This is a genomic window from Pseudomonas sp. W5-01, from assembly GCF_046540435.1.
Taxonomy (GTDB): Bacteria; Pseudomonadota; Gammaproteobacteria; order Pseudomonadales; family Pseudomonadaceae; genus Aquipseudomonas; species Aquipseudomonas graminis_B.
Genome location: NZ_JAXCIP010000009.1, coordinates 123,923 through 148,692, shown reverse-complemented (window position 1 = coordinate 148,692; position 24,770 = coordinate 123,923). Strand labels below are relative to the sequence as shown.

Sequence of the window (24,770 nt, the reverse complement as noted above, 5' to 3'; positions counted from 1 at the left end):
CCATGTCCACCCGCCTGCTGTACGTGATGGACCCGATGTGTTCCTGGTGCTGGGGGTTTTCTCCGGTGGCCGAAGCATTGGTCGAGCAGGCGGGAGCGGCGGGGGTACCGTTGCATCTGGTGGTGGGCGGATTGCGCACCGGCAGTGGCGCGGCGCTGGAACCGACGACCAAACGTTACATTCTTGAACACTGGCAAGCGGTGCACGAGGCCACGGGCCAGACGTTCCGTTTTGAGGGTGCCTTGCCCGACGGTTTCGTCTACGACACTGCGCCCGCCTGCCGGGCCATCGTTGCGGCGCGCAGCCTGGCACCGGACGTCGCCTGGCGGCTGGTCAAAGAAATCCAGCAGGCCTTTTACCTTCACGGTCGCGACGTGACCCACGGCTCGGTGCTGGCCGAACTCGCCGAAAAAGCCGGTTTGCCGCGCATCGAGTTCGCCGAAGCCTTCGACAGCGTCGAACAGCACACGGCCACCGCGTCGGATTTTTCCTGGGTTCAGGACTTGGGCATCGCGGGTTTCCCGACGATGCTCGCCGAGCGCAACGGCCAACTGGCGCTGCTGACCAACGGCTATCAACCCCTGGAGGTCCTCGGGCCTTTGCTGGGTCGCTGGCTGGAGCACAACGCCAGTGCCTGACGTCCCTGATCTGGAACATCGCCATCCCGCTGCACCGGCTAATAAACCTCCTGTCGCTGACCGCTTGAACTGGGCGCAGATCAGGCGCCTCGCGCTGCAGCACAAGAAGGCGCTGTGGGTGGCCAATGGCGTCGCGGTCCTGGCGGTGCTCTGCTCGGTGCCGATCCCGCTGCTGCTGCCCTTGCTGGTCGATGAAGTGCTGCTGGGCAAAGGTAATTCGGCACTCGTCTTCATGAATCAGTTTTTGCCGGACAGTCTGCAAAAGCCCGTCGGCTATATCGGTCTGATGCTGGTGGCGACACTGTGTCTGCGTTTGGGGGCGCTGGTGTTCAACGTGATCCAGTCGCGCTTGTTCGCCGGGCTCGCCAAGGACATCGTCTATCGCATCCGCACGCGCCTGATCGAGCGGCTCAAGCGGATCTCGCTGAGCGAATACGAAAGCCTGGGCACTGGCACGGTCACCGCGCATCTGGTGACGGATCTGGACACCGTGGACAAATTCGTCGGCGAGACGCTGAGCAAGTTTCTCGTGGCGATGCTTACCCTCACTGGGACCGCTGCGATCTTGATGTGGATGCACTGGCAACTGGCGCTGCTGATCCTGCTGTTCAACCCGCTGGTGGTGTTCGCCACGGTGAAGCTCGGCAAGCGCGTCAAGCACCTCAAGAAACTGGAAAACGACAGCACCTCACGCTTCACCCAGGCGCTGACCGAAACCCTCGAGGGTATTCAGGAGATCCGTGCCAGTAACCGTCAGGGCTATTTCCTCGGATTGCTCGGCCTGCGTGCCCGGGAAGTGCGCGATTACGCGGTGTCGTCCCAGTGGAAGAGCGACGCGTCAGGCCGGGCCAGCGGGCTGCTGTTTCAATTCGGCATCGACATTTTCCGCGCTGCCGCGATGCTCACGGTGCTGTTCTCCGACCTGTCCATCGGCCACATGCTCGCGGTGTTCAGCTACCTGTGGTTCATGATCGGTCCGGTCGAACAACTGCTGAATCTGCAGTACGCCTATTACGCGGCGGGCGGTGCTCTGACGCGCATCAACGAACTGCTGGCCCGCGCGGACGAGCCTCAGTATCCGGGGCAGAGCAATCCGTTCGCGGGTCGGCAGACGGTGAGCATCGACGTCCGCGGGCTGAGCTTCGGCTACAACGACGAGTTGGTCCTCGATCAGCTAGACCTGTCGATCAATCCCGGCGAAAAAGTCGCGATCGTCGGCGCCAGCGGCGGTGGCAAAAGCACCCTGGTGCAGTTGCTGCTCGGGCTCTACACCGCGAAATCCGGTCTCATCCGGTTTGGTGGCTCAAGCTTGCAGGAGATCGGCCTGGACACCGTGCGCGAGAACGTCGCCGTGGTCTTGCAGCATCCGGCGCTGTTCAACGACACCGTCCGCGCCAACCTGTTGATGGGCCGGGAGCAGGACGACAGGGCCTGTTGGCAGGCGCTGGAAATCGCCCAGATGGATGCGACGATCCGCGCGCTGCCGCTGGGGCTGGACAGCGTGGTCGGGCGCTCGGGTGTTCGGTTGTCCGGCGGCCAGCGCCAAAGGCTGGCCATTGCGCGCATGGTGCTGGCCGATCCCAAGGTGGTGATTCTCGACGAGGCCACCTCTGCGCTGGACGCCGCCACCGAGTACAACCTGCACCAGGCGCTCAACCGGTTTCTCAGTGGCCGCACGACGCTGATCATTGCCCACCGACTGTCGGCGGTGAAACAGGCGGACCGTGTACTGGTGTTCGATGGCGGGCGGATCGCCGAAGACGGTGATCACCAGCAACTGATTGCAGACGGCGGGCTGTACGCCAGGCTCTACGGACACCTGCAACAGGTGTGACACAGCGCGACGGGTTTTAGAGCCGCCACACTGAAATGGCGTATCGCCACTGGACCACGTCAATCCTCGGGCTATGCTCTCCCATGGCAATCACTGAAAATGTGAAAAGCGTCATATTTACGTCTCCGCACTCAAATGGCTGGTTACGTCTTGTAAAAGATGTGAGAGATTGTCTGCTGCATCGTGGAAATTAGCGAAGTCCCTCAGGCTCCAGGAAGGTTGCCTGGTGAAGGGGGAATGAGTATCTGGCAGTGCTGATCAAAGGGACACCATGAAGCAAAAGCGGATTCTCGAGAAGCCTCGTCTTCTGGGCATCGTCTGGCCATTTATCGCCGTCGTGCTGTTACAGGCACTGCTCGGCTGCGTCAGCTTGTACATGATGTCGGCGGTCCGCAGCTACATTGGCGGCGAGAGCCTGTGGTCGAAGGGCCAGAAGGACGCCATTTATTACCTGAATCTCTACGCCAACAGTCGAGATGACATCAATTACCTGAAATATCAGAAAGCGATTGCCATTCCCCAGGGCGGGCATGACTTGCGCCTGGCGATGGATCAGCCGGTGCCCGACATCGCGCGCGCTACTGCGGGGATTCTGCAGGGTGGTAACCATCCCGACGATGCCCAGAGCATCATCTGGCTCTACCTGAATTTTCAGCACTTCAGCTATCTCGAGAAGGCCATCGACCTGTGGAAGGTCGGTGACAACTATCTGGTGCAGTTGGATGAAGTCGCCCGCGAAATGCACGCGCGGATTCAGGAAGGCAATGTCACCAACAGTGAAGTCATGGGCTGGCGCCAGCGCATCAGTGCTATCAACGAAGGCGTCACGCCGGCGGCCATGGCCTTCAGCGACGCGCTGGGCGAGGGCTCGCGGGTCATCCTGCGGATTCTGCTGGTGGTCAACCTCGCCACCGCGCTGTGCCTGATCATCCTCGCGCTGCTGCGCACCCATAAACTGCTGGAGCAGCGCCACGGCTTTGCGATTGCGCTGCAGATGGAAAAAGAACGCGCGCAGATTACCCTGGAGTCCATCGGTGATGGCGTCATCACCACCGATGTCGACGGCTCCATCGTCTACATGAACCCCGCCGCCGAGCTCATGACCCACTGGAAGAACGAGCAGGCAGCCGGTCTGCCGCTGGCGGCGCTGTTCAGCCTGCTCGACGAGAATGACCAGAAAGACACCTCGACCCTGATCGAGCGCATGCTCAGCGGCAATCTGGGCGGCGGCAGTGAAAGCTCACGACTGATTCAACGCCTGGACGGCAGCACCGTTTCGGTCGCGCTAGTCGGCTCGCCGATTCGCACCGAAGGCAAAGTCAGCGGCGCGGTGCTGGTGTTGCATGACATGACCCAGGAGCGGCAGTACATCGCCAATTTGTCCTGGCAGGCGACCCACGATGCGCTGACCGGTCTGACCAACCGCCGCGAGTTCGAATACCGCCTGGAGCTGGCCCTCAACGGCCTGACCGAACAGCCGGCGCGGCATGCGTTGATGTTTCTGGACCTCGATCAGTTCAAGCTGGTCAACGACACCAGCGGTCACGCTGCGGGGGATGAACTGCTGCGGCACATTTGCACGCTGCTGCAACAGGGCGTGCGCGAAGGCGACACGCTGGCACGTCTGGGCGGCGATGAGTTCGGCATCCTCCTTGAACACTGCGCGCCGGAGGCCGCCGAGCGAGTGGCCGAGAGCCTGCGCCAAACCGTGGAAAGCCTGCATTTTGTCTGGAAAGGCCGGCCGTTTGTCACCACCGTCAGCATTGGTCTGGTGCACATCGACGACGTCCCGACCACCCTTGAGACGTCGCTGCGCGCCGCCGACATGGCCTGCTACATGGCCAAGGAAAAAGGCCGCAACCGGGTTCAGGTCTACCACGACGATGACTCTGATCTGTCCACCCGCTTCGGCGAGATGGCCTGGATCCAGCGCCTGCACATGGCCCTCGAAGAAAACCGCTTCTGCCTGTATTCCCAGGAAATTGCAGCGCTGGGTCGCAATGCCGAGCAACGCCACGGCCATATCGAGATTCTGCTGCGGCTGCGCGACGAGTCCGGGCGCATGATCCTGCCCGACAGTTTCATCCCCGCCGCCGAGCGCTACGGCATGATGACCACCCTGGACCGCTGGGTCGTGCAGCACGTCTTCATGATCATCGCCGAGTGCCTCAAGTCCGGACACCGCGAAGGGCCAATGGCCGTGTGTGCGATCAACCTGTCCGGGAGCAGCATTGGCGACGAAGCCTTCCTCGAGTATTTGCGACAGCAGTTCCAGATCTACGCAATCCCCCCTGAACTTATCTGTTTTGAAATCACCGAAACCAGTGCGATCGCCAATCTGGGCAGCGCCATTCGGTTCATCAATGAACTTAAAGGTCTGGGATGCCGTTTCTCTCTGGATGACTTCTGTGCAGGCATGTCGTCATTCGCTTACTTGAAGCACTTGCCTGTGGATTTTCTGAAGATTGACGGGAGTTTCGTAAAGGACATGCTCGACGATCCGGTCAACCGGGCGATGGTAGAAGTGATCAACCATATCGGGCACGTAATGGGCAAACAGACGATCGCCGAGTTCGTCGAGAGCCCTCAGATAGAGCAGGCGTTATTGGAAATCGGTGTGGACTACGCTCAGGGGTACGTTATCGAGCGACCGCAATTATTCACCTGTGAATGTCTGCACGCACGGCCCGCGAGGCAGACCCCACTGTTGTTCAGCGCTCCCGGGACTTTTCGCTGAACACACCATTAAGCAACTCATATAAGGAGCTACACAGTGATCGATATGTTCATTAGAACCGGTCCGCTGATGGATGCCAGCAGTTACCCCGCTTGGGCACAGCAATTGATTGAAGATTGCAGTGACGCCAAGGCCAAGGTGGTAGGGCATGAACTTTATCAACGCATGCGTGACGGGCGGCTCAGTTCTAAGACCATGCGCCAGTACTTGATTGGTGGCTGGCCGGTCGTCGAACAGTTCGCGGTCTATATGGCGCATAACCTGACCAAAACCCGATTCGCCCGACACCCGGGTGAAGACATGGCGCGACGATGGTTGATGCGCAACATTCGGGTCGAACTCAACCACGCCGACTACTGGGTCAACTGGAGCGCCGCCCACGGGGTGAGCCTGGAAGACTTGCAGGCGCAGCGGGTGCCGTCGGAACTTCACGCCCTGAATCACTGGTGCTGGCACAGCTGTTCGTCGGATTCGCTGGTGGTGGCCATCGCGGCGACCAACTACGCCATCGAAGGCGCCACCGGTGAATGGTCGGCCGTGGTCTGTTCTCAGGACACCTACGCGGACATGTTCCCGCCGGACACGCGAAAGCGGGCGATGAAGTGGCTGAAGATGCACGCGCAGTACGACGATTCCCACCCCTGGGAAGCGCTGGAAATCATCTGCACCCTGGCCGGCAACAACCCCAGCGAGCAATTGCAAAGCGACCTGCGAATGGCGGTCTGCAAGAGCTACGAGTACATGTTCCTGTTCCTGGAACGGTGCATGACGCTGGAACGATCTCAGGAAGGCGGCGGCTCGGTCCGTGAACACCGGATCCCCGCCCGCGCCTGATCCCTCAGCCCGCCATGTCCAGGCGGTGGCGGCCCTTGCGCCTGGCGGCGTACAGGGCCGTGTCCTCACGTTGCACCATGCTGTCGGGCGATTCGCCCGGCGGCAGCGTCGAGCAACCGAGGCTGACCGTCACGTCTACGCCCGTCCCTTCAGCGGATAAGAGCGTTGCAGTGCGGCGCTGCGCAGTCACTCGCCTTGGTGAGCCCACTGCGTCAGCATCACTCGGTTCAGCGGGTCTGGGCATCCAGTGCCTGCCCGTTGATGCCGATGCTGTCCGGGCCCATCAGGTACAGGTACACCGGCATGATTTCTTCCGGCGTCGGGTTGTTGGTCGGATCTTCCGCCGGGTATGCCTGGGCGCGCATGTCGGTGCGGGTTGCGCCCGGATTGATGCTGTTGGCGCGCAGCGAACCAAGCCCATCGATCTCGTCGGCCAGCGTCTGCATCAGCCCTTCGGTGGCGAACTTGGACACGCCATAGGCGCCCCAGTACGCGCGGCCTTTGCGCCCGACGCTGCTGGAGGTGAACGCGATGGACGCGTCGCCCGAAAGCTTGAGCAACGGCAGCAAGGCGGTGGTCAGCATGAACGTGGCGTTGACGTTAACGTGCATCACCTGCATGAACTGCTCACCGGTGAGCTGTTCGACCGGCGTGCGCGGCCCGATGATCGAGGCGTTGTGCAACACGCCGTCCAGGCGGCCGAACTCTGCTTCGATCATCGCGGCGAGCTCGTCGTACTGACGGGGGAGGGCAGTCTCGAGATCGAACGGGACGACCACCGGTTGCGGATGCCCGGCAGCCTCGATCTCGTCATACAGCGCGCTCAGATTCGCTTCGGTCCGGCCCAGCAGCAAGACCGTCGCGCCGTGGGCGGCATAGGTTTTCGCGGCAGCGGCGCCGATGCCACGGCCGGCCCCGGTCACCAGAATCACCCGGCCTTTGAGCAGGTCGGGGCGGGCGGAGTAATTGAACATGGCGGCTCCTTTCTAATGTCTAAATGGGCGCAGTGAAGGATTTGGTTGCGGACTGTCGCCTCAGCAACTGCACAACGCATCATCCAAGACCCGGCGCAGCTCCAGCGGGTGATTCACCACCACGTCCGCGCCCCAGTGATCGGGGTTGTCCTGGGGGTGGATGTAGCCATAGCGCACGGCGGCGGTCTTGGTGCCGGCGTCGCGACCGGATTCGATGTCGCGCAGGTCATCGCCCACGAACAGCACACTGGCGGGGTCCAGATCGAGCATCTTGCAGGCCAGCAGCAGCGGCTCCGGATCGGGTTTGCTCTTGGTCACATGGTCCGGGCAGATCAGTACCGCGGAACGCTCCGACAAACCCAGTTGCTCCATGATCGGTTGTGCGAAGCGAACCGGTTTGTTGGTCACCACGCCCCAGATCAGTCTGGCTTTCTCGATGTCGGCCAGCAATTCGGCCATGCCGTCGAACAGTTTGCTGTGCACCGCGCAATCGGTCTGATAGCGCGCCAGGAATTCCAGGCGCAGCGCCTCGAATTCCGCTGCCTCGGGGGGCATCGCGAACGCCGCCGAGACCATCGCCCTGGCACCGCCGGAGATCTCGTCGCGGATCAGCTTGTCGTTCACCGGCGGTAAGCCGCGTTCGGCCAGCATTGCCTGGCAGATCGCGATGAAGTCCGGCGCGGTGTCGAGCAGCGTGCCGTCCATGTCGAAGAGAACTGCCCTCAAGCGCATGGCTCAGACTCCCCGCAGTGTCTGGATCATGTAATTGACGTCGACGTCCGAGGCCAGCTTGTAGTGCTTGGTCAACGGGTTGTAGGTCAGACCGGTGATGTCTTTGACCTGCAGCCCGGCATCGCGGCTCCACGCGCCGAGCTCGGAAGGGCGGATGAATTTCTTGAAGTCATGGGTGCCGCGCGGCAGCAGGTTCATGATGTATTCGGCGCCGATAATGGCGAACAGGTAGGCCTTCGGGTTGCGATTGATGGTAGAGAAAAACACCTGACCGCCCGGCTTGACCATCTTGTAGCAGGCACGGATCACCGACGACGGGTCCGGCACGTGCTCCAGCATTTCCAGACAGGTCACGACATCAAACTGCTCGGGCATTTCTTCGGCCAGCGCTTCGGCGGTGATCTGCCGGTATTCCACGCTCACGCCGGATTCCAGCTGGTGCAGTCGCGCCACGGCCAGCGGCGCTTCGCCCATGTCGATGCCGGTCACGGTCGCGCCACGCAAGGCCATGGCCTCACTCAGAATGCCGCCGCCGCAGCCGACGTCGAGGACCTTCTTGCCCGCCAGATTCACCCGTTCGTCAATCCAGTTCACGCGCAGCGGATTGATGTCGTGAAGGGGCTTGAACTCGCTGTTGCGGTCCCACCAGCGATGGGCGAGGGCCTCGAATTTGGCGATTTCGGCGTTGTCGACGTTGCTCATGTGTGATCCTCTGAAACTTGAATTCGGTGTCCGGGCACGGTATCTGACCGTGGCGGCGCTCAATGGGTCAGGCTTTGTCAGCCGCGATGCGGTTGCCCCAGGCTTTGGCGGTCCGGGTCAGCGCCTCTTCGTCCATGCGGGTCAGGCGTTTGTCCTGCAGCAATGGCTTGCCGGCGACCCAGACGTGCGTCACGCAATCGCGACCCGTTGCATAAATAAGTTGTGACACCGGATCGTAGACCGGCTGTTGCGCAAGGCCTGACAGGTCGAACGCGACCATGTCGGCGGCCTTGCCGATTTGCAGCGAGCCGGTGTGATCGTCGATGCCCAGGGCGCGGGCGCCGTTCAGCGTGGCCATGCGCAGTGCACGGTGGGCGTCCAGCGCGGTGGCCGAGCCGGCAACGGCTTTTGCCAGCAGCGCGGCGGTGCGGGTTTCGCCGAGCAGGTCCAGGTCGTTGTTACTGGCCGCGCCGTCGGTGCCGATGGCGACGTTGACACCGGCCTGCCACAGGCGCTCGACCGGGCAGAAGCCGCTGGCCAGTTTCAGATTCGATTCTGGGCAGTGAATGACGCTGGAGTTGCTCTCGACCAGCATCGCCAGGTCGTCATCGCTGATCTGGGTCATGTGCACCGCCTGAAAGCGCGGGCCCAGCAGGCCCAGGCGATGCAGCCGCGCAAGGGGGCGCTCCTGACGTTGCTGAACGGCGTCGTGCACTTCAAAGGCGGTTTCGTGAACGTGCATCTGGATCATGGCGTCCAGTTCATCGGCGATGACCCGGATCTTCTCCAGGTTCTCGTCGCTGACGGTGTAGGGCGCGTGGGGTCCCATGGCGATCTTGATGCGGTCGTGGTGGGCCAGATCGTTGAACAGCTCGATGCCGATGTGCAGGGATTCGTCGCTGTTGCGCGCGCCGGGTATCGGGAAGTCCAGCACCGGCACGGTGATCTGTGCGCGAATGCCACTGTTGTGCACCCGCTCGCACGCGACCTTCGGGAAGAAATACATGTCGGAGAAGCAGGTGATGCCGCCCTTCAACTGTTCGGCGATGGCGAGGTCGGTGCCGTCGCGGACGAAATCCTCGTCGACCCACTTCGCCTCGGCCGGCCAGATATGATCCTGCAGCCAGGTCATCAACGGCAGGTCGTCCGCCAGCCCGCGGAACAGGGTCATCGCCGCATGGCCGTGGGCGTTGATCAGCCCGGGACTGAGCAGCATGCCCGGCAACTCGCGCACCTCGATGGCCGGCTGGCGCAGGGCCTCGGCGCGCGGACCGATATAAACGATCAGGCCGTCGCGAATGCCGATCCCGTGCTGCTGCAACACAACGCCGGCGGGTTCGACCGGTACCAGCCAGTCCGGCAGCAACAACAGGTCGAGCGGGGCAGCGGAATGGGGCATGGGGCGGGCATCCAATGGCTTATTACGGGGACGGCGAAGTATACCCGAGCGTCTTCGCAGGCGGCTCGCTATAATCGGCGGCTTTTTAAGGTGCTGGCGATTTGCTTCTTTGCACCGTCGCTGTGGCGGCAAGCTTTTCAAAATTCATCAAGTGGGGTGTGCAATGCGCGATCGATTACTGGCTGCGGAGAAGGTAAAGGCCATCGATTGGCGGGACGGCACGTTGTATCTGCTGGATCAGCGGGTTTTGCCCTTCGAAGAAACCTGGCATCCCTACACCAGTGCTGAAGGCGTAGCCGAAGCCATCCGCACGATGGTCGTGCGCGGTGCGCCGGCGATTGGCATCAGTGCGGCCTACGGCATCGTCCTGGCGGTGGTTGATCGGCTCGCCGAAGGCGGTGACTGGCAGATGGCTCTGGAGGAGGACTTCGACCTGCTGGCCAATTCCCGGCCCACGGCGGTCAACCTGTTCTGGGCGCTGAACCGCATGCGCGAGCGCCTGTATCGCCTCAAGGATCACGAAGATCCCCTGAAGGCCATGGAAGCCGAAGCCGTGGCCATTCACTTGAGCGACCGCGAAGCCAACCTGACCATGGCGCAACTGGGGGCAGAGCTGATCCGCAAGCATCAGGGCAATCTGCAGACCGTGCTGACCCACTGCAACACCGGCGCGCTGGCCACAGGCGGCTTCGGGACGGCGCTCGGCGTGATTCGCGCGGCACACCTGGAAGGCATGATCGAGCGTGTCTATGCCGACGAAACCCGGCCCTGGCTGCAAGGCTCGCGCCTGACCGCATGGGAATTGGTCAACGAAGGCATCCCGGTCACCCTAAATGCCGACTCCGCCGCCGCGCACCTGATGAAAACCAAAGGCATCACCTGGGTCATCGTCGGCGCTGACCGCATCACCGCCAACGGCGACGTCGCCAACAAGATCGGCACCTACCAGCTGGCGGTCGCGGCCATGCACCACGGCGTGCGCTTCATGGTCGTGGCGCCGAGCTCGACCATCGACATGAACCTGGCCAGTGGCGACGACATCCCCATCGAAGAACGCGACGGCCGCGAATTGCTTGAGGTTGGCGGCAAACGCGTGGGGGCCGACGTCGATGCGTTCAACCCGGTGTTCGACGTTACACCTGCTGATCTCATCGACGCCATCGTCACCGAGAAGGGCATTGTCGAACGCCCGGATACGGCAAAAATGGCCCTGCTGATGTGCCGCAAACGCCTGCATTGATCACCCCGCTGCCGATAATGCCATTCGTCGTCAAACGCGCTATCGGGCTCTGTGAGCGCTTCTCAGGCGTCTGCTGGCGAAACGGCTTGTTCGCGGCGCCTGCAAACACTTCGTGCCTGACGGCGATTGTGGTACCATCCGGCGGTTTCCAAAGGGGCGCATGGCGACCCTTATGACTGCGCACATTCATGGCATAACTCGCTGATTTGTCGTAAGTCGTTGCCTGACAATCGTCGGCAGCGGCAAGCCTCGTTCATCCCGGATGGCTGAACGCGGTTTCACCAGAAAAAGGAATCAGGCTTCTCATGGGCGAACTGGCCAAAGAAATCCTCCCGGTCAATATCGAAGACGAGCTGAAGCAGTCCTACCTCGACTACGCGATGAGCGTCATCGTCGGACGAGCTCTGCCCGATGCGCGCGACGGCTTGAAGCCCGTGCACCGTCGGGTACTGTTCGCAATGAGCGAACTGGGTAACGACTGGAACAAGCCGTACAAGAAATCCGCCCGTGTGGTCGGTGACGTTATCGGTAAGTACCACCCGCATGGCGACACCGCGGTCTACGACACCATCGTTCGTATGGCCCAACCCTTTTCCCTGCGCTACCTGCTGGTAGACGGTCAGGGCAACTTCGGTTCGGTGGACGGCGACAACGCCGCCGCCATGCGATACACCGAAGTTCGCATGACCAAGCTGGCCCACGAGCTGCTGGCCGACCTGCATAAGGAAACCGTGGACTGGGTGCCGAACTACGACGGCACCGAACAGATTCCTGCGGTCATGCCGACCCGTATTCCCAACCTGCTCGTCAACGGCTCCAGCGGTATCGCCGTGGGCATGGCGACCAATATTCCGCCGCACAACCTCGGTGAAGTCATCGACGGCTGCCTGGCGCTGATCGACAACGGCGACCTCACCGTCGACGAGTTGATGCAGTACATCCCCGGCCCCGACTTTCCGACCGCCGCGATCATCAACGGTCGTGCCGGCATCGTAGAAGCGTACAAGACGGGCCGTGGCCGCATTTACATGCGCGCCCGCTCCATTGTCGAAGACATCGACAAGGTCGGTGGTCGCCAGCAGATCGTCATCACCGAGCTGCCGTACCAGCTGAACAAGGCGCGTCTGATCGAGAAGATCGCCGAGCTGGTTAAAGAGAAGAAGCTTGAAGGCATCACCGAACTGCGCGACGAGTCCGACAAGGACGGCATGCGCGTGGTCATCGAGCTGCGTCGCGGCGAAGTGCCTGAGGTCATCCTCAACAACCTCTACGCCCAGACCCAACTGCAAAGCGTCTTCGGTATCAACATCGTTGCGCTGATCGACGGCCGCCCACGCATCCTGAACCTCAAGGACCTGCTGGAAGCCTTCATTCGTCACCGTCGCGAAGTCGTTACCCGCCGTACCGTGTTCGAACTGCGCAAGGCCCGCGAGCGTGGTCACATTCTTGAAGGTCAGGCCGTTGCCCTGTCGAACATCGACCCGGTCATCGCCCTCATCAAAGCCTCGCCGACCCCGGCCGAAGCCAAGGAAGGGCTGATCAGCACGCCGTGGGAATCCAGCGCCGTGGTCGAGATGGTCGAGCGCGCGGGCGCCGAATCGTCCCGCCCGGAAAACCTCGATCCTCAGTACGGCATGCGAGACGGCAAGTATTTCCTGTCGCCGGAACAGGCTCAGGCCATCCTCGAGCTGCGTCTGCACCGCCTGACCGGTCTGGAACACGAGAAGCTGCTCACCGAGTACCAGGAAATCCTGACTCAGATCGGCGAGCTGCTGCGCATCCTCAACAGCGCCACGCGCCTGATGGAAGTCATCCGCGAAGAGCTCGAGCTGATCCGCGCCGAATACGGCGATGTGCGTCGCACCGAGATCCTCGATGCGCGCCTGGACCTGACCCTCGGCGACATGATCCCGGAAGAAGAGCGCGTCGTGACCATCTCCCATGGTGGCTACGCCAAGACTCAACCGCTGGCTGTCTATCAGGCCCAGCGTCGCGGCGGCAAAGGCAAGTCGGCCACCGGCGTCAAGGATGAGGACTACATCGCTCACCTGCTGGTCGCCAACAGCCACACCACGCTGCTGATGTTCTCCAGCAAAGGCAAGGTGTACTGGCTCAAGACCTACGAGATCCCGGAAGCGTCCCGCGCTGCGCGTGGTCGTCCGCTGGTCAACCTGTTGCCGCTGAGCGAAGGCGAATACATCACCACCATGCTGCCGGTCGATCTCGAAGCCATGCGCAAGCGTGCTGACGAAGAAGAAGCCGAAGGCGTGGACGCCGAGGCCGAAGACCTCGAAAACAGCAACGAGACCGAAGAAGAGCGCAAGGCGCGCATCAAGGCTGCTGACAAGAAGAAGGCGCCGTTCATCTTCATGTCGACCGCCAACGGCACCGTCAAGAAGACCCCGCTGGTGGCGTTCAGTCGTCAACGCAGCGTCGGCCTGATTGCGCTGGAGCTGGACGAAGGCGACATCTTGATCTCGGCCGCGGTTACCGATGGCGAGCAGGAAATCATGCTTTTCTCCGACGGCGGCAAGGTCACCCGCTTCAAGGAATCCGAAGTGCGCGCCATGGGCCGTACGGCTCGCGGTGTGCGCGGCATGCGTCTGCCGGAAGGTCAGAAGCTGATTTCCATGCTGATTCCGGAGCAGGGCAGCCAGATCCTCACCGCTTCCGAGCGTGGCTACGGCAAGCGCACCGCGATCACCGAGTTCCCTGAGTACAAGCGTGGCGGTCAGGGCGTCATCGCCATGGTCAGCAACGAGCGTAACGGCCGTCTGGTCGGCGCCGTTCAGGTGCAGGAAGGCGAGGAGATCATGCTGATTTCCGACCAGGGCACGCTGGTGCGTACCCGTGTTGGCGAAGTTTCGAGTCTGGGCCGCAATACTCAGGGCGTGACCCTGATCAAGCTGGCCAAGGACGAGAAACTGGTCGGTCTGGAGCGCGTCCAGGAGCCATCGGAAGTCGAGGGCGAAGAGCTGGACGGCGAAGCGTTCGAAGGCGAAGAGGTTGATGCTGACGTGATTGGCGCCGTCGACACCGACGAGTCCGCTGACGATGCGCAAGCGGATCCCGCGGCTGACGAAGAAGAGCCGCAGGAGTAACGCCGAGAGGGGGGGCTGGTGACAGCCCCCCCTTTTTGACCGATGCCCTACGCGCCGGTCAACAGTTTCGGTAACGTGTGATCGTAATGAAACGAGAACCTTCCGCATTTCCCCGCACTTCACCCGTTCCAAATTAATTCAGTGACACGACGAGAGTGGATATGAGCAAGCGAGCCTTTAACTTCTGCGCAGGTCCTGCCGCGCTCCCTGAAGCTGTTCTGCTGCGTGCCCAGGCCGAACTCCTGGACTGGCATGGCAAAGGCCTGTCCGTCATGGAAATGAGCCATCGCAGCGACGAGTTCGTCTCCATTGCCACCAAGGCGGAGCAGGATTTTCGCGATCTGCTGTCCATCCCCTCCCATTACAAAGTGCTGTTTCTTCAAGGTGGCGGTAGCCAGCAATTCGCTCAGGTTCCATTGAACCTGCTGCCTGAAAACGGCACGGCCGACTACATCGACACCGGCATCTGGTCGCAGAAAGCCATTGAAGAAGCATCGCGTTACGGCAACATCAATGTCGCCGCCAGCGCCAAACCCGCCGATTATTTCGCCATTCCCGGCCAGAGCGAGTGGAAGCTGTCGAAAGACGCGGCCTACGTTCACTACGTGCCCAACGAGACCATTGGCGGTCTGCAATTCAACTGGATTCCGGAAACCGGCGACGTGCCGCTGGTCGCCGACATGTCTTCGGACATCCTCTCGCGCCGCCTCGACGTTTCGCGTTTCGGCATGATCTTCGCGGGCGCCCAGAAGAACATCGGCCCGAGCGGCATCGTCGTGGCGATCATCCGCGAGGACCTGCTGGGTCGCGCGCGTTCCCTGTGCCCGACGATGCTCAACTACAAGGTCGCGGCCGACAACGGCTCGATGTACAACACGCCGCCGACGCTGGCCTGGTACCTGTCCGGTCTGGTCTTCGAATGGCTGAAAGAGCAGGGCGGTGTCGAAGCCATGGCCGCGCGCAATGAACTCAAGCAGCGCACGCTGTACGACTTCATCGATGCCAGCGGCCTGTACAGCAATCCGATCAACCCGTCCGACCGCTCGTGGATGAACGTGCCGTTCCGTCTGGCCGATGATCGCCTGGACAAGCCGTTCCTCGCGGGTGCCGAAGCGCGCAATTTGCTTAACCTCAAAGGCCACCGTTCGGTCGGCGGCATGCGCGCGTCCATCTACAATGCCATCGACCTCAGTGCGGTCAACGCCCTGACCGCGTACATGGCAGAGTTCGAGAAGGAACACGGCTAATGTCTGAACAAGCACTCAAGGCCCTGCGGGTCCGCATCGACAACCTGGACGAAAAAGTTCTGGAGCTGATCAGCGAACGTGCCCGCTGCGCCCAGGAAGTCGCCCGGGTCAAGATGGCCGACCTGCCAGCGGGCGAGGTGCCGGTGTTCTACCGGCCTGAGCGTGAAGCGGCGGTCCTGAAACGTGTCATGGAGCGTAACCGTGGCCCGTTGAGCAATGAAGAGATGGCGCGGCTGTTCCGCGAAATCATGTCCTCGTGCCTGGCGCTGGAGCAGCCGCTCAAGGTCGCTTATCTGGGTCCCGAGGGCACGTTCACCCAGGCTGCCGCGCTGAAGCATTTCGGCCACGCCGTCATCAGCAAGCCGATGGCTGCGATCGATGAAGTGTTCCGTGAAGTGGCCGCCGGTGCGGTGAATTTCGGTGTCGTCCCGGTGGAGAACTCCACCGAAGGTGCAGTCAACCACACGCTGGACAGCTTCCTTGAGCACGACATGGTGATCTGTGGCGAAGTCGAGCTGCGCATTCACCATCATCTGCTGGTGGGCGAAAGCACCAAGACTGACAGCATCAGCCGCATCTATTCCCACGCCCAGTCCCTGGCGCAATGCCGCAAGTGGCTGGACGCGCACTACCCGAACGTCGAGCGCATCGCCGTTGCCAGCAACGCCGATGCGGCCAAGCGGGTCAAGGGCGAGTGGAACTCGGCGGCGATCGCCGGTGATATGGCGGCGGGCCTTTACGGCCTGACGCGGATTGCCGAGAAGATCGAAGACCGTCCGGACAACGCCACGCGTTTCCTCATGATCGGCAATCAGGAAGTGCCGCCGACCGGTGACGACAAAACGTCGATCATTGTGTCGATGAGCAACAAGCCGGGCGCGCTGCATGAACTGCTGGTGCCGTTTCACCAAAACGGCATCGACCTGACGCGCATCGAGACGCGCCCCTCGCGAAGCGGGAAATGGACCTACGTGTTCTTCATCGACTTCGTCGGCCACCACCGCGACCCGCTGATCAAGGCCGTCCTCGAGCAGATCAGCCAGGAAGCCGTGGCGCTCAAGGTGTTGGGTTCCTATCCGAAGGCAGTGCTTTGATCCTGCGTCCGGACTTGTAGCCCTACGGGTTTCACTGAAGAGGTAAAGCGGTACATGAGCGGCGACTTCCTCACGCTGGCACAGCCCGGCGTGCAAAAACTATCGCCTTACGTTCCCGGCAAACCGGTGGACGAACTGGCGCGTGAACTGGATATCGATCCGGCGCGCATCATCAAGCTGGCGAGCAATGAAAACCCGATGGGCGCCAGCCCCAAGGCGTTGCAGGCGATCAAAGACGCGCTGGCGGAATTGACCCGCTACCCGGACGGCAACGGTTTCGAGCTCAAGCAGCGGCTGTCGCAAGCCTGTGGCGTGCAGCCCGAGCAAGTGACGCTGGGCAACGGCTCCAACGATATTCTGGAAATCGTCGCCCGTGCCTATCTGGCGCCGGGGCTGAATGCGGTGTTCAGCGAACACGCGTTCGCCATCTATCCGATTGTCACCCAGGCCGTGGGCGCGACTGCTCACGTCGCCAGGGCAAAGGCGTGGGGTCACGACCTGCCGGCCATGCTCGCCGCCATCGACAGCAACACCCGAGTCGTCTTCATCGCCAACCCCAGCAACCCCACCGGGACCTGGTTCGGGCCAAGCGCGCTGGCGGATTTCCTCACGCAGGTGCCTGACAACGTGTTGGTCGTGCTGGACGAGGCCTACATCGAATACGCCGAAAGCGCCGAGCTGCCTGACGGGCTTAACTTCCTGAGCGCCTATCCAAACCTGCTGGTGTCGCGGACGTTTTCCAAGGCCTATGGCCTGGCGTCGTTGCGCGTCGGCTATGGGTTGTCCTCGCCGGTCGTGGCCGACGTGCTGAACCGCGTGCGTCAGCCGTTCAACGTCAACAGCCTCGCGCTGGCCGCCGCTTGCGCTGCGCTGGGCGACGTGGACTACGTTGCGCGAAGCCGTCAGCTCAATGAAGCCGGCATGCAGCAGTTGGAAGAGGGGCTTGGTCAGATGGGCCTGAGCTGGATTCCCTCCAAAGCCAACTTCATCGCCGTAGACCTAGGCCGCGAGGCCGCTTCGGTTTACGAAGGATTGCTGCGTGAAGGTGTGATCGTTCGCCCGATTGGTGGTTATGGCATGCCCAATCATCTGCGTGTGAGCATCGGTTTGCCGAGCGAGAACAGTCGTTTCCTCGAGGCGTTGAGCAAGGTTCTGGCACGTGGTTGATGTCACGTCGCTGCAACCCGCTGCGCCTATGATCGGCCGCCTGGTGGTGGTCGGCCTCGGCCTGATCGGAGGGTCGTTCGCCAAGGGCTTGAAGGAGAGTGGCCTGTGTCGCGAAGTCGTGGGCGTCGATCTCGACCCGCAATCGCGCACACTGGCCGTGGAGCTGGGCGTGGTCGATCGCTGTGAAGACACTCTCGCTGCCGCCTGCGTAGGGGCTGACGTCATTCAGTTGGCCGTGCCGATTCTGGCCATGGAAAAACTCCTCGGCGTACTGGCTGGATTGGACCTGGGCAATGCCGTGCTGACCGACGTCGGTAGCGCCAAAGGCAATGTGGTCCGCGCCGCGCGTGAAGCGTTCGGTGTGATGCCGCCGCGCTTCGTGCCCGGCCACCCGATTGCCGGCTCCGAGCAGAGCGGAGTGGAAGCCTCCAACGCCGAGCTGTTCAAGCGGCACAAAGTCATCCTCACGCCACTGGCCGAAACCGACCCATTGGCGCTGGCGCTGGTTGACCGTCTCTGGTCGGCACTGGGCGCCGACGTCGAGCACATGCAGGTCGAGCGCCACGATGAAGTGCTGGCGGCGACCAGTCATTTGCCGCACCTTCTGGCGTTCGGCCTGGTGGATTCGCTGGCCAAACGTAACGAAAACCTCGACATCTTCCGCTATGCGGCGGGGGGCTTACGCGACTTCACGCGCATCGCCGGTAGTGATCCGGTGATGTGGCATGACATCTTCCTGGCGAATCGCGAGGCGGTGCTGCGCACCCTCGACACCTTCCGCAGCGACCTTGATGCGCTGCGCGATGCCGTGGATGCAGGCGATGGCCACCAGTTGCTCGGTGTGTTCACCCGGGCCCGGGTCGCCCGCGAGCATTTCGGCAAGATCCTTGCCCGTCGTGCCTACGTCGAACAAGCCACGTGCGCCGACCTGAAGTTTATCGGGAAGCCTGGCGGCGTTGTCCGGGGGCGGGTTCGCGTGCCGGGTGACAAGTCGATTTCCCATCGGGCGATCATGCTCGGGTCCCTGGCCCAGGGCACCAGCGTCGTCGAAGGCTTTCTCGAGAGTGAGGACGCGCTGGCGACGTTGCAGGCATTCCGCGACCTGGGCGTGGTCATCGAGGGCCCACACCACGGTCGCCTGACCATTCATGGCGTCGGCCTCAACGGGCTGCGACCTGCGCCGGGACCGCTTTATCTGGGTAACTCGGGCACGTCGATGCGCCTGCTCTGTGGCCTGATGGCCGCGCAGCGATTCGACAGCGTGCTGACCGGCGATGCCTCGCTGTCTCGGCATTCGATGACCCGTGTCGTCGAACCGTTGCGCCAGATGGGCGCCGTGATCGACACCGCAGAAGACGGCCGGCCGCCGCTGACCCTTCGCGGCGGGCAGGGTCTTCAGGCCATCCGCTACGACATGCCATTGCCCAGCGCTCAGGTGAAATCCGCGCTGTTGCTCGCCGGTCTCTACGCAAATGGCACAACGATGGTGCACGAGCCAGCCCCGACCCGGGACCACACCGAGCGCATGCTGCAAGGGTTGGGTCATTCGGTTTCCGCTCATGACGCGACAGTCGCGTTGCAGTCAGGGGTTGAGCTCAAGGCCGCCCGCATCGAAGTGCCCGCCGATATTTCTTCGGCGGCGTTCTTTCTGGTGGCAGCCTCCATCGCCGACGGGTCGGATTTGATCCTCGAAGGGGTGGGTGTGAACCCGACGCGCTCGGGCGTCATCGATATCCTGCGCCTGATGGGCGCGGACATCACGCTGGACAACCCGCGCGATGCGGGCGGTGAGCCGGTGGCTGATCTGCACGTGCGCCATGCCCGTCTCAGGGGTATCGATATCCCGCTGGCCCTGATACCGCTGGCCACTGACGAGCTCCCGGCGCTCTTGATTGCCGCCGCTTGCGCCGAAGGGCGAACGGTCCTCAAGGGCGCTCAGGCATTGCGCGTCAAGGAATCAGACCGCCTTCGCGCCATGGCCAACGGTCTGGCGACGCTCGGCATAAACGTTGAAACGACCGCAGATGGCATCATTATTGATGGTGGAAACCTCGGCGGTGGTGAAATCAACGCGCAGGGCGATCACCGCGTCGCCATGGCATTCAGTATCGCGTCGCTGCGTGCGGCCAGCCCGATTCATATCCGGGACTGCGCCAATGTGGCGACTTCATTTCCCAGTTTCCTGACGCTGTGTGCTCAGGTGGGTATTCGTGTAACGCAAGAGGGGCAATCGTGAAAGTTCAAGCTCCGGTCATTACGATCGACGGACCCAGCGGTTCCGGGAAGGGCACGGTGGCCGGCAAGCTGGCCAAACGTCTGGGCTGGTCCCTGCTGGATTCCGGCGCGCTGTATCGGCTGCTGGCCTTCGCGGCCGTCAACCATGGCGTCGATCTGACCAATGAAGAAGCACTGAAACTGCTGGCTGCGCACCTGGACGTGCAGTTCATGGCAGCGACCGATGACCACGGTCAGCGCATTATCCTCGAAGGGGAGGACGTGACGTCGGCCATCCGCAATGAGCATGTCGGCAGTGGCGCGTCGCAGGTGGCGTCGTTGCCCGCTGTTCGTGAAGCACTGCTGCAGCGCCAGCGGGCGTTTCAGGAGTTTCCGGGCCTGATTGCCGACGGCCGCGACATGGGCACGGTGGTCTTTCCCGGTGCGCCGTTGAAGATTTTTCTGACGGCCAGCGTCGACGAGCGTGCCCGACGGCGATATTTGCAGTTGAAGGCCAAGGGTGACGATGTTAGTCTGCCGAGTCTGCTAGATGAGATCCGTGTCCGCGACGAGCGCGACACCCAGCGAGCGGTAGCCCCGCTCAAGCCGGCGCATGACGCCATTCAGCTGGATTCCACCGAATTGTCCATCGAGCAGGTGCTTGAACGCATCCTGAGTGAAGTCGCACTCCGCGATCTCGCCGGATGACCAGAAAGCCATGTGGGAGACCAGTCATAGTCCCGCAGGCTTTCTTTCATATGAACGAAACCCACGTTGTCTGGAGCGTGGCAGATGGGCGTATTCTTCGCCCTTATCAACAGGAATTAAAATGAGCGAAAGCTTTGCTGAACTTTTCGAAGAAAGCCTAAAGACTCTTAACCTTCAGGCCGGTTCGATCATCACCGCGATCATCGTCGATATCGATTACCAGGCTGGTTGGGTCACCGTTCACGCTGGTCTGAAGTCCGAAGGCCTCATCCCGCTGGAGCAGTTCCACAACGATGCTGGCGAGCTGACCATCAAGATCGGCGATGAAGTCCACGTTGCGCTGGACGCGGTCGAAGACGGCTTTGGCGAAACCAAGCTGTCCCGCGAAAAAGCCAAGCGTGCCGAGTGCTGGATCGTTCTGGAAGCGGCTTTCGCAGCTGAGGAAGTGGTCAAGGGCGTTATCAACGGTAAGGTTAAAGGCGGCTTCACAGTCGACGTTAACGGCATCCGTGCGTTCCTGCCAGGTTCTCTGGTTGACGTCCGTCCAGTGCGCGACACCACGCACCTGGAAGGCAAAGAGCTGGAATTCAAGGTCATCAAGCTGGACCAGAAGCGCAACAACGTTGTCGTTTCCCGTCGCAGTGTCCTGGAAGCCGAAAACAGCGCCGAGCGCGAAGCTCTGCTGGAATCGCTGCAGGAAGGCCAGCAGGTCAAGGGTATCGTCAAGAACCTCACCGATTACGGCGCATTCGTCGATCTGGGTGGCGTCGATGGCCTGCTGCACATCACCGACATGGCCTGGAAGCGCATCAAACATCCATCGGAAATCGTCAACGTTGGCGATGAGATCGATGTAAAGGTCCTGAAGTACGATCGCGAGCGCAATCGTGTTTCCCTGGGTCTGAAGCAACTGGGTGAAGATCCATGGGTTGCTATCAAGGCTCGTTACCCGGAAGGCACTCGCGTTACCGCGCGCGTTACCAACCTGACCGACTACGGCTGCTTCGCAGAGCTGGAAGAAGGCGTGGAAGGCCTGGTACACGTTTCCGAAATGGACTGGACCAACAAGAACATCCACCCGTCTAAAGTCGTTCAGGTTGGCGACGAAGTGGAAGTCATGGTTCTGGACATCGACGAAGAGCGTCGTCGTATCTCCCTCGGCATCAAGCAGTGCAAATCTAACCCGTGGGAAGATTTCTCTGGCCAGTTCAACAAGGGCGACAAGATCTCCGGCACCATCAAGTCGATCACCGATTTCGGTATCTTCATTGGTCTGGACGGCGGCATCGACGGTCTGGTTCACCTGTCCGACATCTCCTGGAACGAAGTGGGCGAAGAAGCCGTACGTCGTTTCAAGAAGGGCGACGAGCTTGACACCGTGATCCTGTCGGTTGATCCAGAGCGTGAGCGGATCTCGCTGGGCATCAAGCAGCTGGAAAGCGATCCGTTCTCCGAGTACGTCACTGTCAATGACAAAGGCGCTATCGTCCGCGGTATCGTTAAAGAAGTTGACGCCAAAGGCGCCATCATCACTCTGGCCGACGACATCGAAGCGACCCTCAAAGCCTCCGAAATCAGCCGTGACCGCGTTGAAGATGCGCGTAACGTTCTGAAAGAAGGCGAAGAGATCGAAGCCAAGATCATCAGCGTTGACCGCAAGAGCCGCGTGATCAGCTTGTCCATCAAGTCGAAAGACGTTGAAGACGAGAAAGAAGCGATTCAGAGCCTGCGTAGCAAGCCTGAAACCGCTGAAAGCACTGGTCCTACCACTCTGGGTGACCTGCTGCGTGCTCAAATGGAAAAACAGAACTGAGTTCTGTCTGACCATTGAAAAAGGGCGACTTCGGTCGCCCTTTTTTGTGGGCGGGTGTTTTTGCGGCATGTTCGGCCAGTGCCTGTTGACGATCTTCAAGCTCGGTTGATTTAAGTCTGGACATACTCTGTTCAAATGCTTCAGGTCATGCTAAAACCTTCAAAGCGCTTTACCTAGCTGCTTGAAAAAGAAGGGAAAAACATGACGAAGTCGGAGTTGATCGAACGAATTGTCACCCATCAAGGACTGCTCTCATCCAAAGATGTGGAGCTGGCCATCAAGACCATGCTTGAGCAGATGTCGCAGTGCCTCGCGACGGGCGACCGTATTGAAATACGCGGCTTCGGCAGCTTTTCCCTGCATTATCGCGCGCCTCGCGTAGGCCGCAATCCAAAGACAGGCCAGTCTGTCAGCCTCGATGGCAAGTTCGTCCCTCACTTCAAGCCAGGCAAAGAGCTCCGCGACCGGGTGAACGAAGAAGAGGAGCACGAGCTCCAATAGCTCTTTGAGGAGTTCTCATGCGAAATGTGAAGCGTCTGATCTTTTTAGTTATCGCCCTGTTGATCGCAGCGGCGATTCTCGTATTTGTGCTGGAAAACCAGCAAACCGTCGCACTGGTATTCTTTGGCTGGAACGCGCCCGAGCTGCCTGTTGCCGTGCCGGTGATCTTTGCACTGCTGGTGGGCATGTTGATTGGCCCGCTGTTGGTTTCAGTCGCGCGTCTGCGCAGGAAGCCCAAAGCGTCACGCCTGCCCTGATAGAATCCCCGCGCGCCAGACACCTCAACGCTTGCGTTGAAGATAATTACAGGCGCACCTATAACTAATTCCCTTTTTCAATGCCTAACCCACGCCTCAAGCTTTCAGGCGCGAGGGTTGCGTGCAGTTCTTCATTCGAGCTGCTTCTACTGAACAGAGGAACCTTCGGGTTTTTTCGTCGCATAGGTTTTTACACATGAATTCCGACTATCCCGCTCTTCAGACTCGCTGCTTCAAGGCCTACGACATCCGTGGTCAGGTGCCTAATGACCTTGACGATGACATCGCGTACCGCATCGGGCGGTCCATGGTTGTCGAACTGGGTGCCAAAAATATCGTCGTGGGCCGAGACATGCGTCTTGAAAGCCCGGCCTTGGCTCAAGCGTTGATCAAAGGCATCCAGGAAGCCGGCGCGGATGTCATCGACATCGGCCTGTGCGGCACCGAAGAAGTCTATTTCGCCACCAGCCACTACGAAGCAGACGGCGGCGTGATGGTCACGGCCAGTCATAACCCGAAGGGTTATAACGGCATGAAGCTGGTGCAAAAGTCGTCTCGTCCTATCAGCGGTGACACCGGCCTTGATGCCATTCGCCAGCGTGTCGATGCGGGCGATTTCGGTCAGGTTGCCGCCCAGCACGGCAGCGTTCAGTCCAAGCCGGACAAAACGGCCTACATTCAGCACCTGCTGACCTACGTCAAAGACGCCGATCTTCGTCCACTGAAGATCCTCGCTGATCCGGGCAATGGCGCGGTCGGTCCTGCACTGGAGGCGATCCGCTCCCAGCTGCCGTTCGAGTGGGTCATCATCAACGCTGAGCCGGATGGCAACTTCCCTAATGGCGTACCGAACCCGCTGCTGCCGGAAAACCGCAGCATCACCCGCGACGCGCTGCTCAAGCACGGTTGCGACCTGGGTCTGGCCTGGGACGGCGATTTCGACCGTTGCTTCTTCTTTGACGAGCAGGGCCGTTTCGTCGAGGGCTACTACCTGGTGGGCCTGCTGGCAGAAATGCTACTCAAGCAACACCCGGGCTCGAAAATCATTCACGACCCGCGCCTGACCTGGAACACCATTGATCAGGTCGAGCAGGCGGGCGGCACGCCGGTGCTGTGCAAAACCGGCCACGCCTTTATCAAGGAGCGCATGCGTCTTGAAGACGCCGTGTATGGCGGCGAAATGAGTGCGCACCACTACTTCCGCGATTTCGCCTATTGCGACAGCGGCATGATCCCGTGGCTGCTGGTCGCTGCACTGATGTCGGTGTCCGGCAAGAAGTTCTCGCAGCTGGTCGATGAGCGCATGGCGGCCTACCCGTGCAGCGGCGAGATCAACTACAAAGTCGACGACGTCAAATCCATCATCGCCAAGATCCTGGAGCACTACACGCCGTCCTGCTCGAACATCGACAGAACCGACGGCATCAGCCTTGAGTTCGCTGAGTGGCGTTTCAACCTGCGCGGTTCGAACACCGAGCCGTTGCTGCGTCTGAACGTCGAAAGCCGTCGTGATCCAGCCCTGGTCGAAGCCAAGGTGAAAGAGATCGAAGCGTTGATCAACGGCAAGTGATGCACTTG

20 protein-coding genes are annotated in these 24,770 nt (G+C 61.1%); 15 read left to right on the top strand and 5 right to left on the bottom strand.

Going from position 1 to position 24,770, the window contains the following annotated elements; translation table 11 throughout:
• Positions 1 to 2 precede the first annotated feature (2 nt).
• The 4 genes from SLW75_RS24060 to SLW75_RS24045 all read left to right on the top strand — a co-directional run bounded on the left by SLW75_RS24060 (position 3) and on the right by SLW75_RS24045 (position 6,043).
• On the top strand, positions 3 to 638 hold the full coding sequence (locus SLW75_RS24060; RefSeq protein ID WP_410935637.1) for a DsbA family protein: 636 nt from the start codon (positions 3 to 5) through the stop codon (positions 636 to 638).
• A 10-nt stretch (positions 639 to 648) separates the two neighbouring features.
• On the top strand, positions 649 to 2,472 hold the full coding sequence (locus SLW75_RS24055) for an ABC transporter ATP-binding protein (RefSeq protein WP_410935678.1): 1,824 nt from the start codon (positions 649 to 651) through the stop codon (positions 2,470 to 2,472).
• A gap of 271 nt (positions 2,473 to 2,743) precedes the next feature.
• On the top strand, positions 2,744 to 5,209 hold the full coding sequence (locus SLW75_RS24050; protein WP_410935636.1) for an EAL domain-containing protein: 2,466 nt from the start codon (positions 2,744 to 2,746) through the stop codon (positions 5,207 to 5,209).
• Positions 5,210 to 5,245: 36 nt separating this feature from the next.
• Positions 5,246 to 6,043, top strand: coding sequence for a TenA family transcriptional regulator (locus SLW75_RS24045; RefSeq protein WP_410935635.1), 798 nt, complete (start codon positions 5,246 to 5,248; stop codon positions 6,041 to 6,043).
• A 4-nt stretch (positions 6,044 to 6,047) separates the two neighbouring features.
• Here the strand turns inward: SLW75_RS24045 and SLW75_RS24040 are convergent, their stop codons facing one another.
• The 5 genes from SLW75_RS24040 to SLW75_RS24020 all read right to left on the bottom strand — a co-directional run bounded on the left by SLW75_RS24040 (position 6,048) and on the right by SLW75_RS24020 (position 9,850).
• Positions 6,048 to 6,233, bottom strand: a complete 186-nt coding sequence (locus SLW75_RS24040; RefSeq protein ID WP_410935634.1) for a diguanylate cyclase domain-containing protein — start codon at positions 6,231 to 6,233, stop codon at positions 6,048 to 6,050.
• A 37-nt stretch (positions 6,234 to 6,270) separates the two neighbouring features.
• Positions 6,271 to 7,017, bottom strand: coding sequence for a YciK family oxidoreductase (locus SLW75_RS24035; protein WP_296306407.1), 747 nt, complete (start codon positions 7,015 to 7,017; stop codon positions 6,271 to 6,273).
• A 60-nt stretch (positions 7,018 to 7,077) separates the two neighbouring features.
• Entirely contained in the window at positions 7,078 to 7,749 is a 672-nt protein-coding gene (gene mupP / locus SLW75_RS24030) for an N-acetylmuramic acid 6-phosphate phosphatase MupP (protein WP_410935633.1), read from the bottom strand.
• A gap of 3 nt (positions 7,750 to 7,752) precedes the next feature.
• The gene (gene ubiG, locus SLW75_RS24025) at positions 7,753 to 8,451 is read right to left on the bottom strand and encodes a bifunctional 2-polyprenyl-6-hydroxyphenol methylase/3-demethylubiquinol 3-O-methyltransferase UbiG (RefSeq protein WP_192133799.1); all 699 of its coding nucleotides are present in this window, start codon (positions 8,449 to 8,451) and stop codon (positions 7,753 to 7,755) included.
• Positions 8,452 to 8,518: 67 nt separating this feature from the next.
• Positions 8,519 to 9,850, bottom strand: a complete 1,332-nt coding sequence (locus SLW75_RS24020; protein WP_065992970.1) for a TRZ/ATZ family hydrolase — start codon at positions 9,848 to 9,850, stop codon at positions 8,519 to 8,521.
• A gap of 163 nt (positions 9,851 to 10,013) precedes the next feature.
• Between SLW75_RS24020 and mtnA the strand changes: the two genes are divergently transcribed.
• From mtnA to SLW75_RS23965, 11 genes are all read left to right on the top strand, one after another.
• On the top strand, positions 10,014 to 11,090 hold the full coding sequence (gene mtnA, locus SLW75_RS24015) for an S-methyl-5-thioribose-1-phosphate isomerase (protein ID WP_192133795.1): 1,077 nt from the start codon (positions 10,014 to 10,016) through the stop codon (positions 11,088 to 11,090).
• A gap of 305 nt (positions 11,091 to 11,395) precedes the next feature.
• The gene (gene gyrA / locus SLW75_RS24010) at positions 11,396 to 14,191 is read left to right on the top strand and encodes a DNA gyrase subunit A (RefSeq protein WP_296306400.1); all 2,796 of its coding nucleotides are present in this window, start codon (positions 11,396 to 11,398) and stop codon (positions 14,189 to 14,191) included.
• 161 nt (positions 14,192 to 14,352) lie between these two features.
• Positions 14,353 to 15,438, top strand: a complete 1,086-nt coding sequence (gene serC / locus SLW75_RS24005; RefSeq protein WP_410935632.1) for a 3-phosphoserine/phosphohydroxythreonine transaminase — start codon at positions 14,353 to 14,355, stop codon at positions 15,436 to 15,438.
• Positions 15,438 to 16,532 (top strand): prephenate dehydratase, encoded by a 1,095-nt coding sequence (gene pheA, locus SLW75_RS24000; RefSeq protein ID WP_410935631.1) that lies wholly within the window; start codon positions 15,438 to 15,440, stop codon positions 16,530 to 16,532. Before serC ends, pheA begins: the two co-directional genes overlap by 1 nt.
• A 54-nt stretch (positions 16,533 to 16,586) precedes the next feature.
• Positions 16,587 to 17,699, top strand: coding sequence for a histidinol-phosphate transaminase (gene hisC / locus SLW75_RS23995; RefSeq protein ID WP_410935630.1), 1,113 nt, complete (start codon positions 16,587 to 16,589; stop codon positions 17,697 to 17,699).
• A gap of 28 nt (positions 17,700 to 17,727) precedes the next feature.
• Positions 17,728 to 19,935 carry a bifunctional prephenate dehydrogenase/3-phosphoshikimate 1-carboxyvinyltransferase gene (locus tag SLW75_RS23990; RefSeq protein WP_410935677.1) on the top strand — a complete coding sequence of 736 codons (2,208 nt, stop codon included), beginning with the start codon at positions 17,728 to 17,730 and terminating at the stop codon, positions 19,933 to 19,935.
• Entirely contained in the window at positions 19,932 to 20,621 is a 690-nt protein-coding gene (cmk, locus tag SLW75_RS23985) for a (d)CMP kinase (RefSeq protein WP_065992981.1), read from the top strand. The genes SLW75_RS23990 and cmk overlap by 4 nt, the downstream gene beginning before the upstream one ends.
• Positions 20,622 to 20,742: 121 nt before the next feature.
• A complete protein-coding gene (rpsA, locus tag SLW75_RS23980) occupies positions 20,743 to 22,434 on the top strand; it encodes a 30S ribosomal protein S1 (RefSeq protein ID WP_065992985.1) in 1,692 nt (563 codons plus the stop codon).
• A gap of 201 nt (positions 22,435 to 22,635) precedes the next feature.
• Positions 22,636 to 22,935, top strand: a complete 300-nt coding sequence (ihfB, locus tag SLW75_RS23975) for an integration host factor subunit beta (RefSeq protein WP_037011901.1) — start codon at positions 22,636 to 22,638, stop codon at positions 22,933 to 22,935.
• Positions 22,936 to 22,952: 17 nt separating this feature from the next.
• A complete protein-coding gene (locus SLW75_RS23970) occupies positions 22,953 to 23,192 on the top strand; it encodes a LapA family protein (protein ID WP_192133788.1) in 240 nt (79 codons plus the stop codon).
• Positions 23,193 to 23,388: 196 nt separating this feature from the next.
• The gene (locus tag SLW75_RS23965) at positions 23,389 to 24,762 is read left to right on the top strand and encodes a phosphomannomutase/phosphoglucomutase (protein ID WP_065992989.1); all 1,374 of its coding nucleotides are present in this window, start codon (positions 23,389 to 23,391) and stop codon (positions 24,760 to 24,762) included.
• Positions 24,763 to 24,770 lie beyond the last annotated feature (8 nt).

What these genes read in the sequence shown, in the direction of transcription:
- mtnA (WP_192133795.1), top strand. Translation starts at nt 10,014, where the DNA reads ATGCGCGATCGATTACTGGCTGCGGAGAAGGTAAAGGCCATCGATTGG.
- ihfB (WP_037011901.1), top strand. Translation starts at nt 22,636, where the DNA reads ATGACGAAGTCGGAGTTGATCGAACGAATTGTCACCCATCAAGGACTG.
- SLW75_RS24035 (WP_296306407.1), bottom strand. Translation starts at nt 7,017, where the DNA reads ATGTTCAATTACTCCGCCCGCCCCGACCTGCTCAAAGGCCGGGTGATT.
- SLW75_RS24020 (WP_065992970.1), bottom strand. Translation starts at nt 9,850, where the DNA reads ATGCCCCATTCCGCTGCCCCGCTCGACCTGTTGTTGCTGCCGGACTGG.
- gyrA (WP_296306400.1), top strand. Translation starts at nt 11,396, where the DNA reads ATGGGCGAACTGGCCAAAGAAATCCTCCCGGTCAATATCGAAGACGAG.
- SLW75_RS24060 (WP_410935637.1), top strand. Translation starts at nt 3, where the DNA reads ATGTCCACCCGCCTGCTGTACGTGATGGACCCGATGTGTTCCTGGTGC.
- pheA (WP_410935631.1), top strand. Translation starts at nt 15,438, where the DNA reads ATGTCTGAACAAGCACTCAAGGCCCTGCGGGTCCGCATCGACAACCTG.
- hisC (WP_410935630.1), top strand. Translation starts at nt 16,587, where the DNA reads ATGAGCGGCGACTTCCTCACGCTGGCACAGCCCGGCGTGCAAAAACTA.
- rpsA (WP_065992985.1), top strand. Translation starts at nt 20,743, where the DNA reads ATGAGCGAAAGCTTTGCTGAACTTTTCGAAGAAAGCCTAAAGACTCTT.
- SLW75_RS23970 (WP_192133788.1), top strand. Translation starts at nt 22,953, where the DNA reads ATGCGAAATGTGAAGCGTCTGATCTTTTTAGTTATCGCCCTGTTGATC.
- SLW75_RS24050 (WP_410935636.1), top strand. Translation starts at nt 2,744, where the DNA reads ATGAAGCAAAAGCGGATTCTCGAGAAGCCTCGTCTTCTGGGCATCGTC.
- SLW75_RS23965 (WP_065992989.1), top strand. Translation starts at nt 23,389, where the DNA reads ATGAATTCCGACTATCCCGCTCTTCAGACTCGCTGCTTCAAGGCCTAC.
- mupP (WP_410935633.1), bottom strand. Translation starts at nt 7,749, where the DNA reads ATGCGCTTGAGGGCAGTTCTCTTCGACATGGACGGCACGCTGCTCGAC.
- serC (WP_410935632.1), top strand. Translation starts at nt 14,353, where the DNA reads ATGAGCAAGCGAGCCTTTAACTTCTGCGCAGGTCCTGCCGCGCTCCCT.
- SLW75_RS23990 (WP_410935677.1), top strand. Translation starts at nt 17,728, where the DNA reads ATGATCGGCCGCCTGGTGGTGGTCGGCCTCGGCCTGATCGGAGGGTCG.
- ubiG (WP_192133799.1), bottom strand. Translation starts at nt 8,451, where the DNA reads ATGAGCAACGTCGACAACGCCGAAATCGCCAAATTCGAGGCCCTCGCC.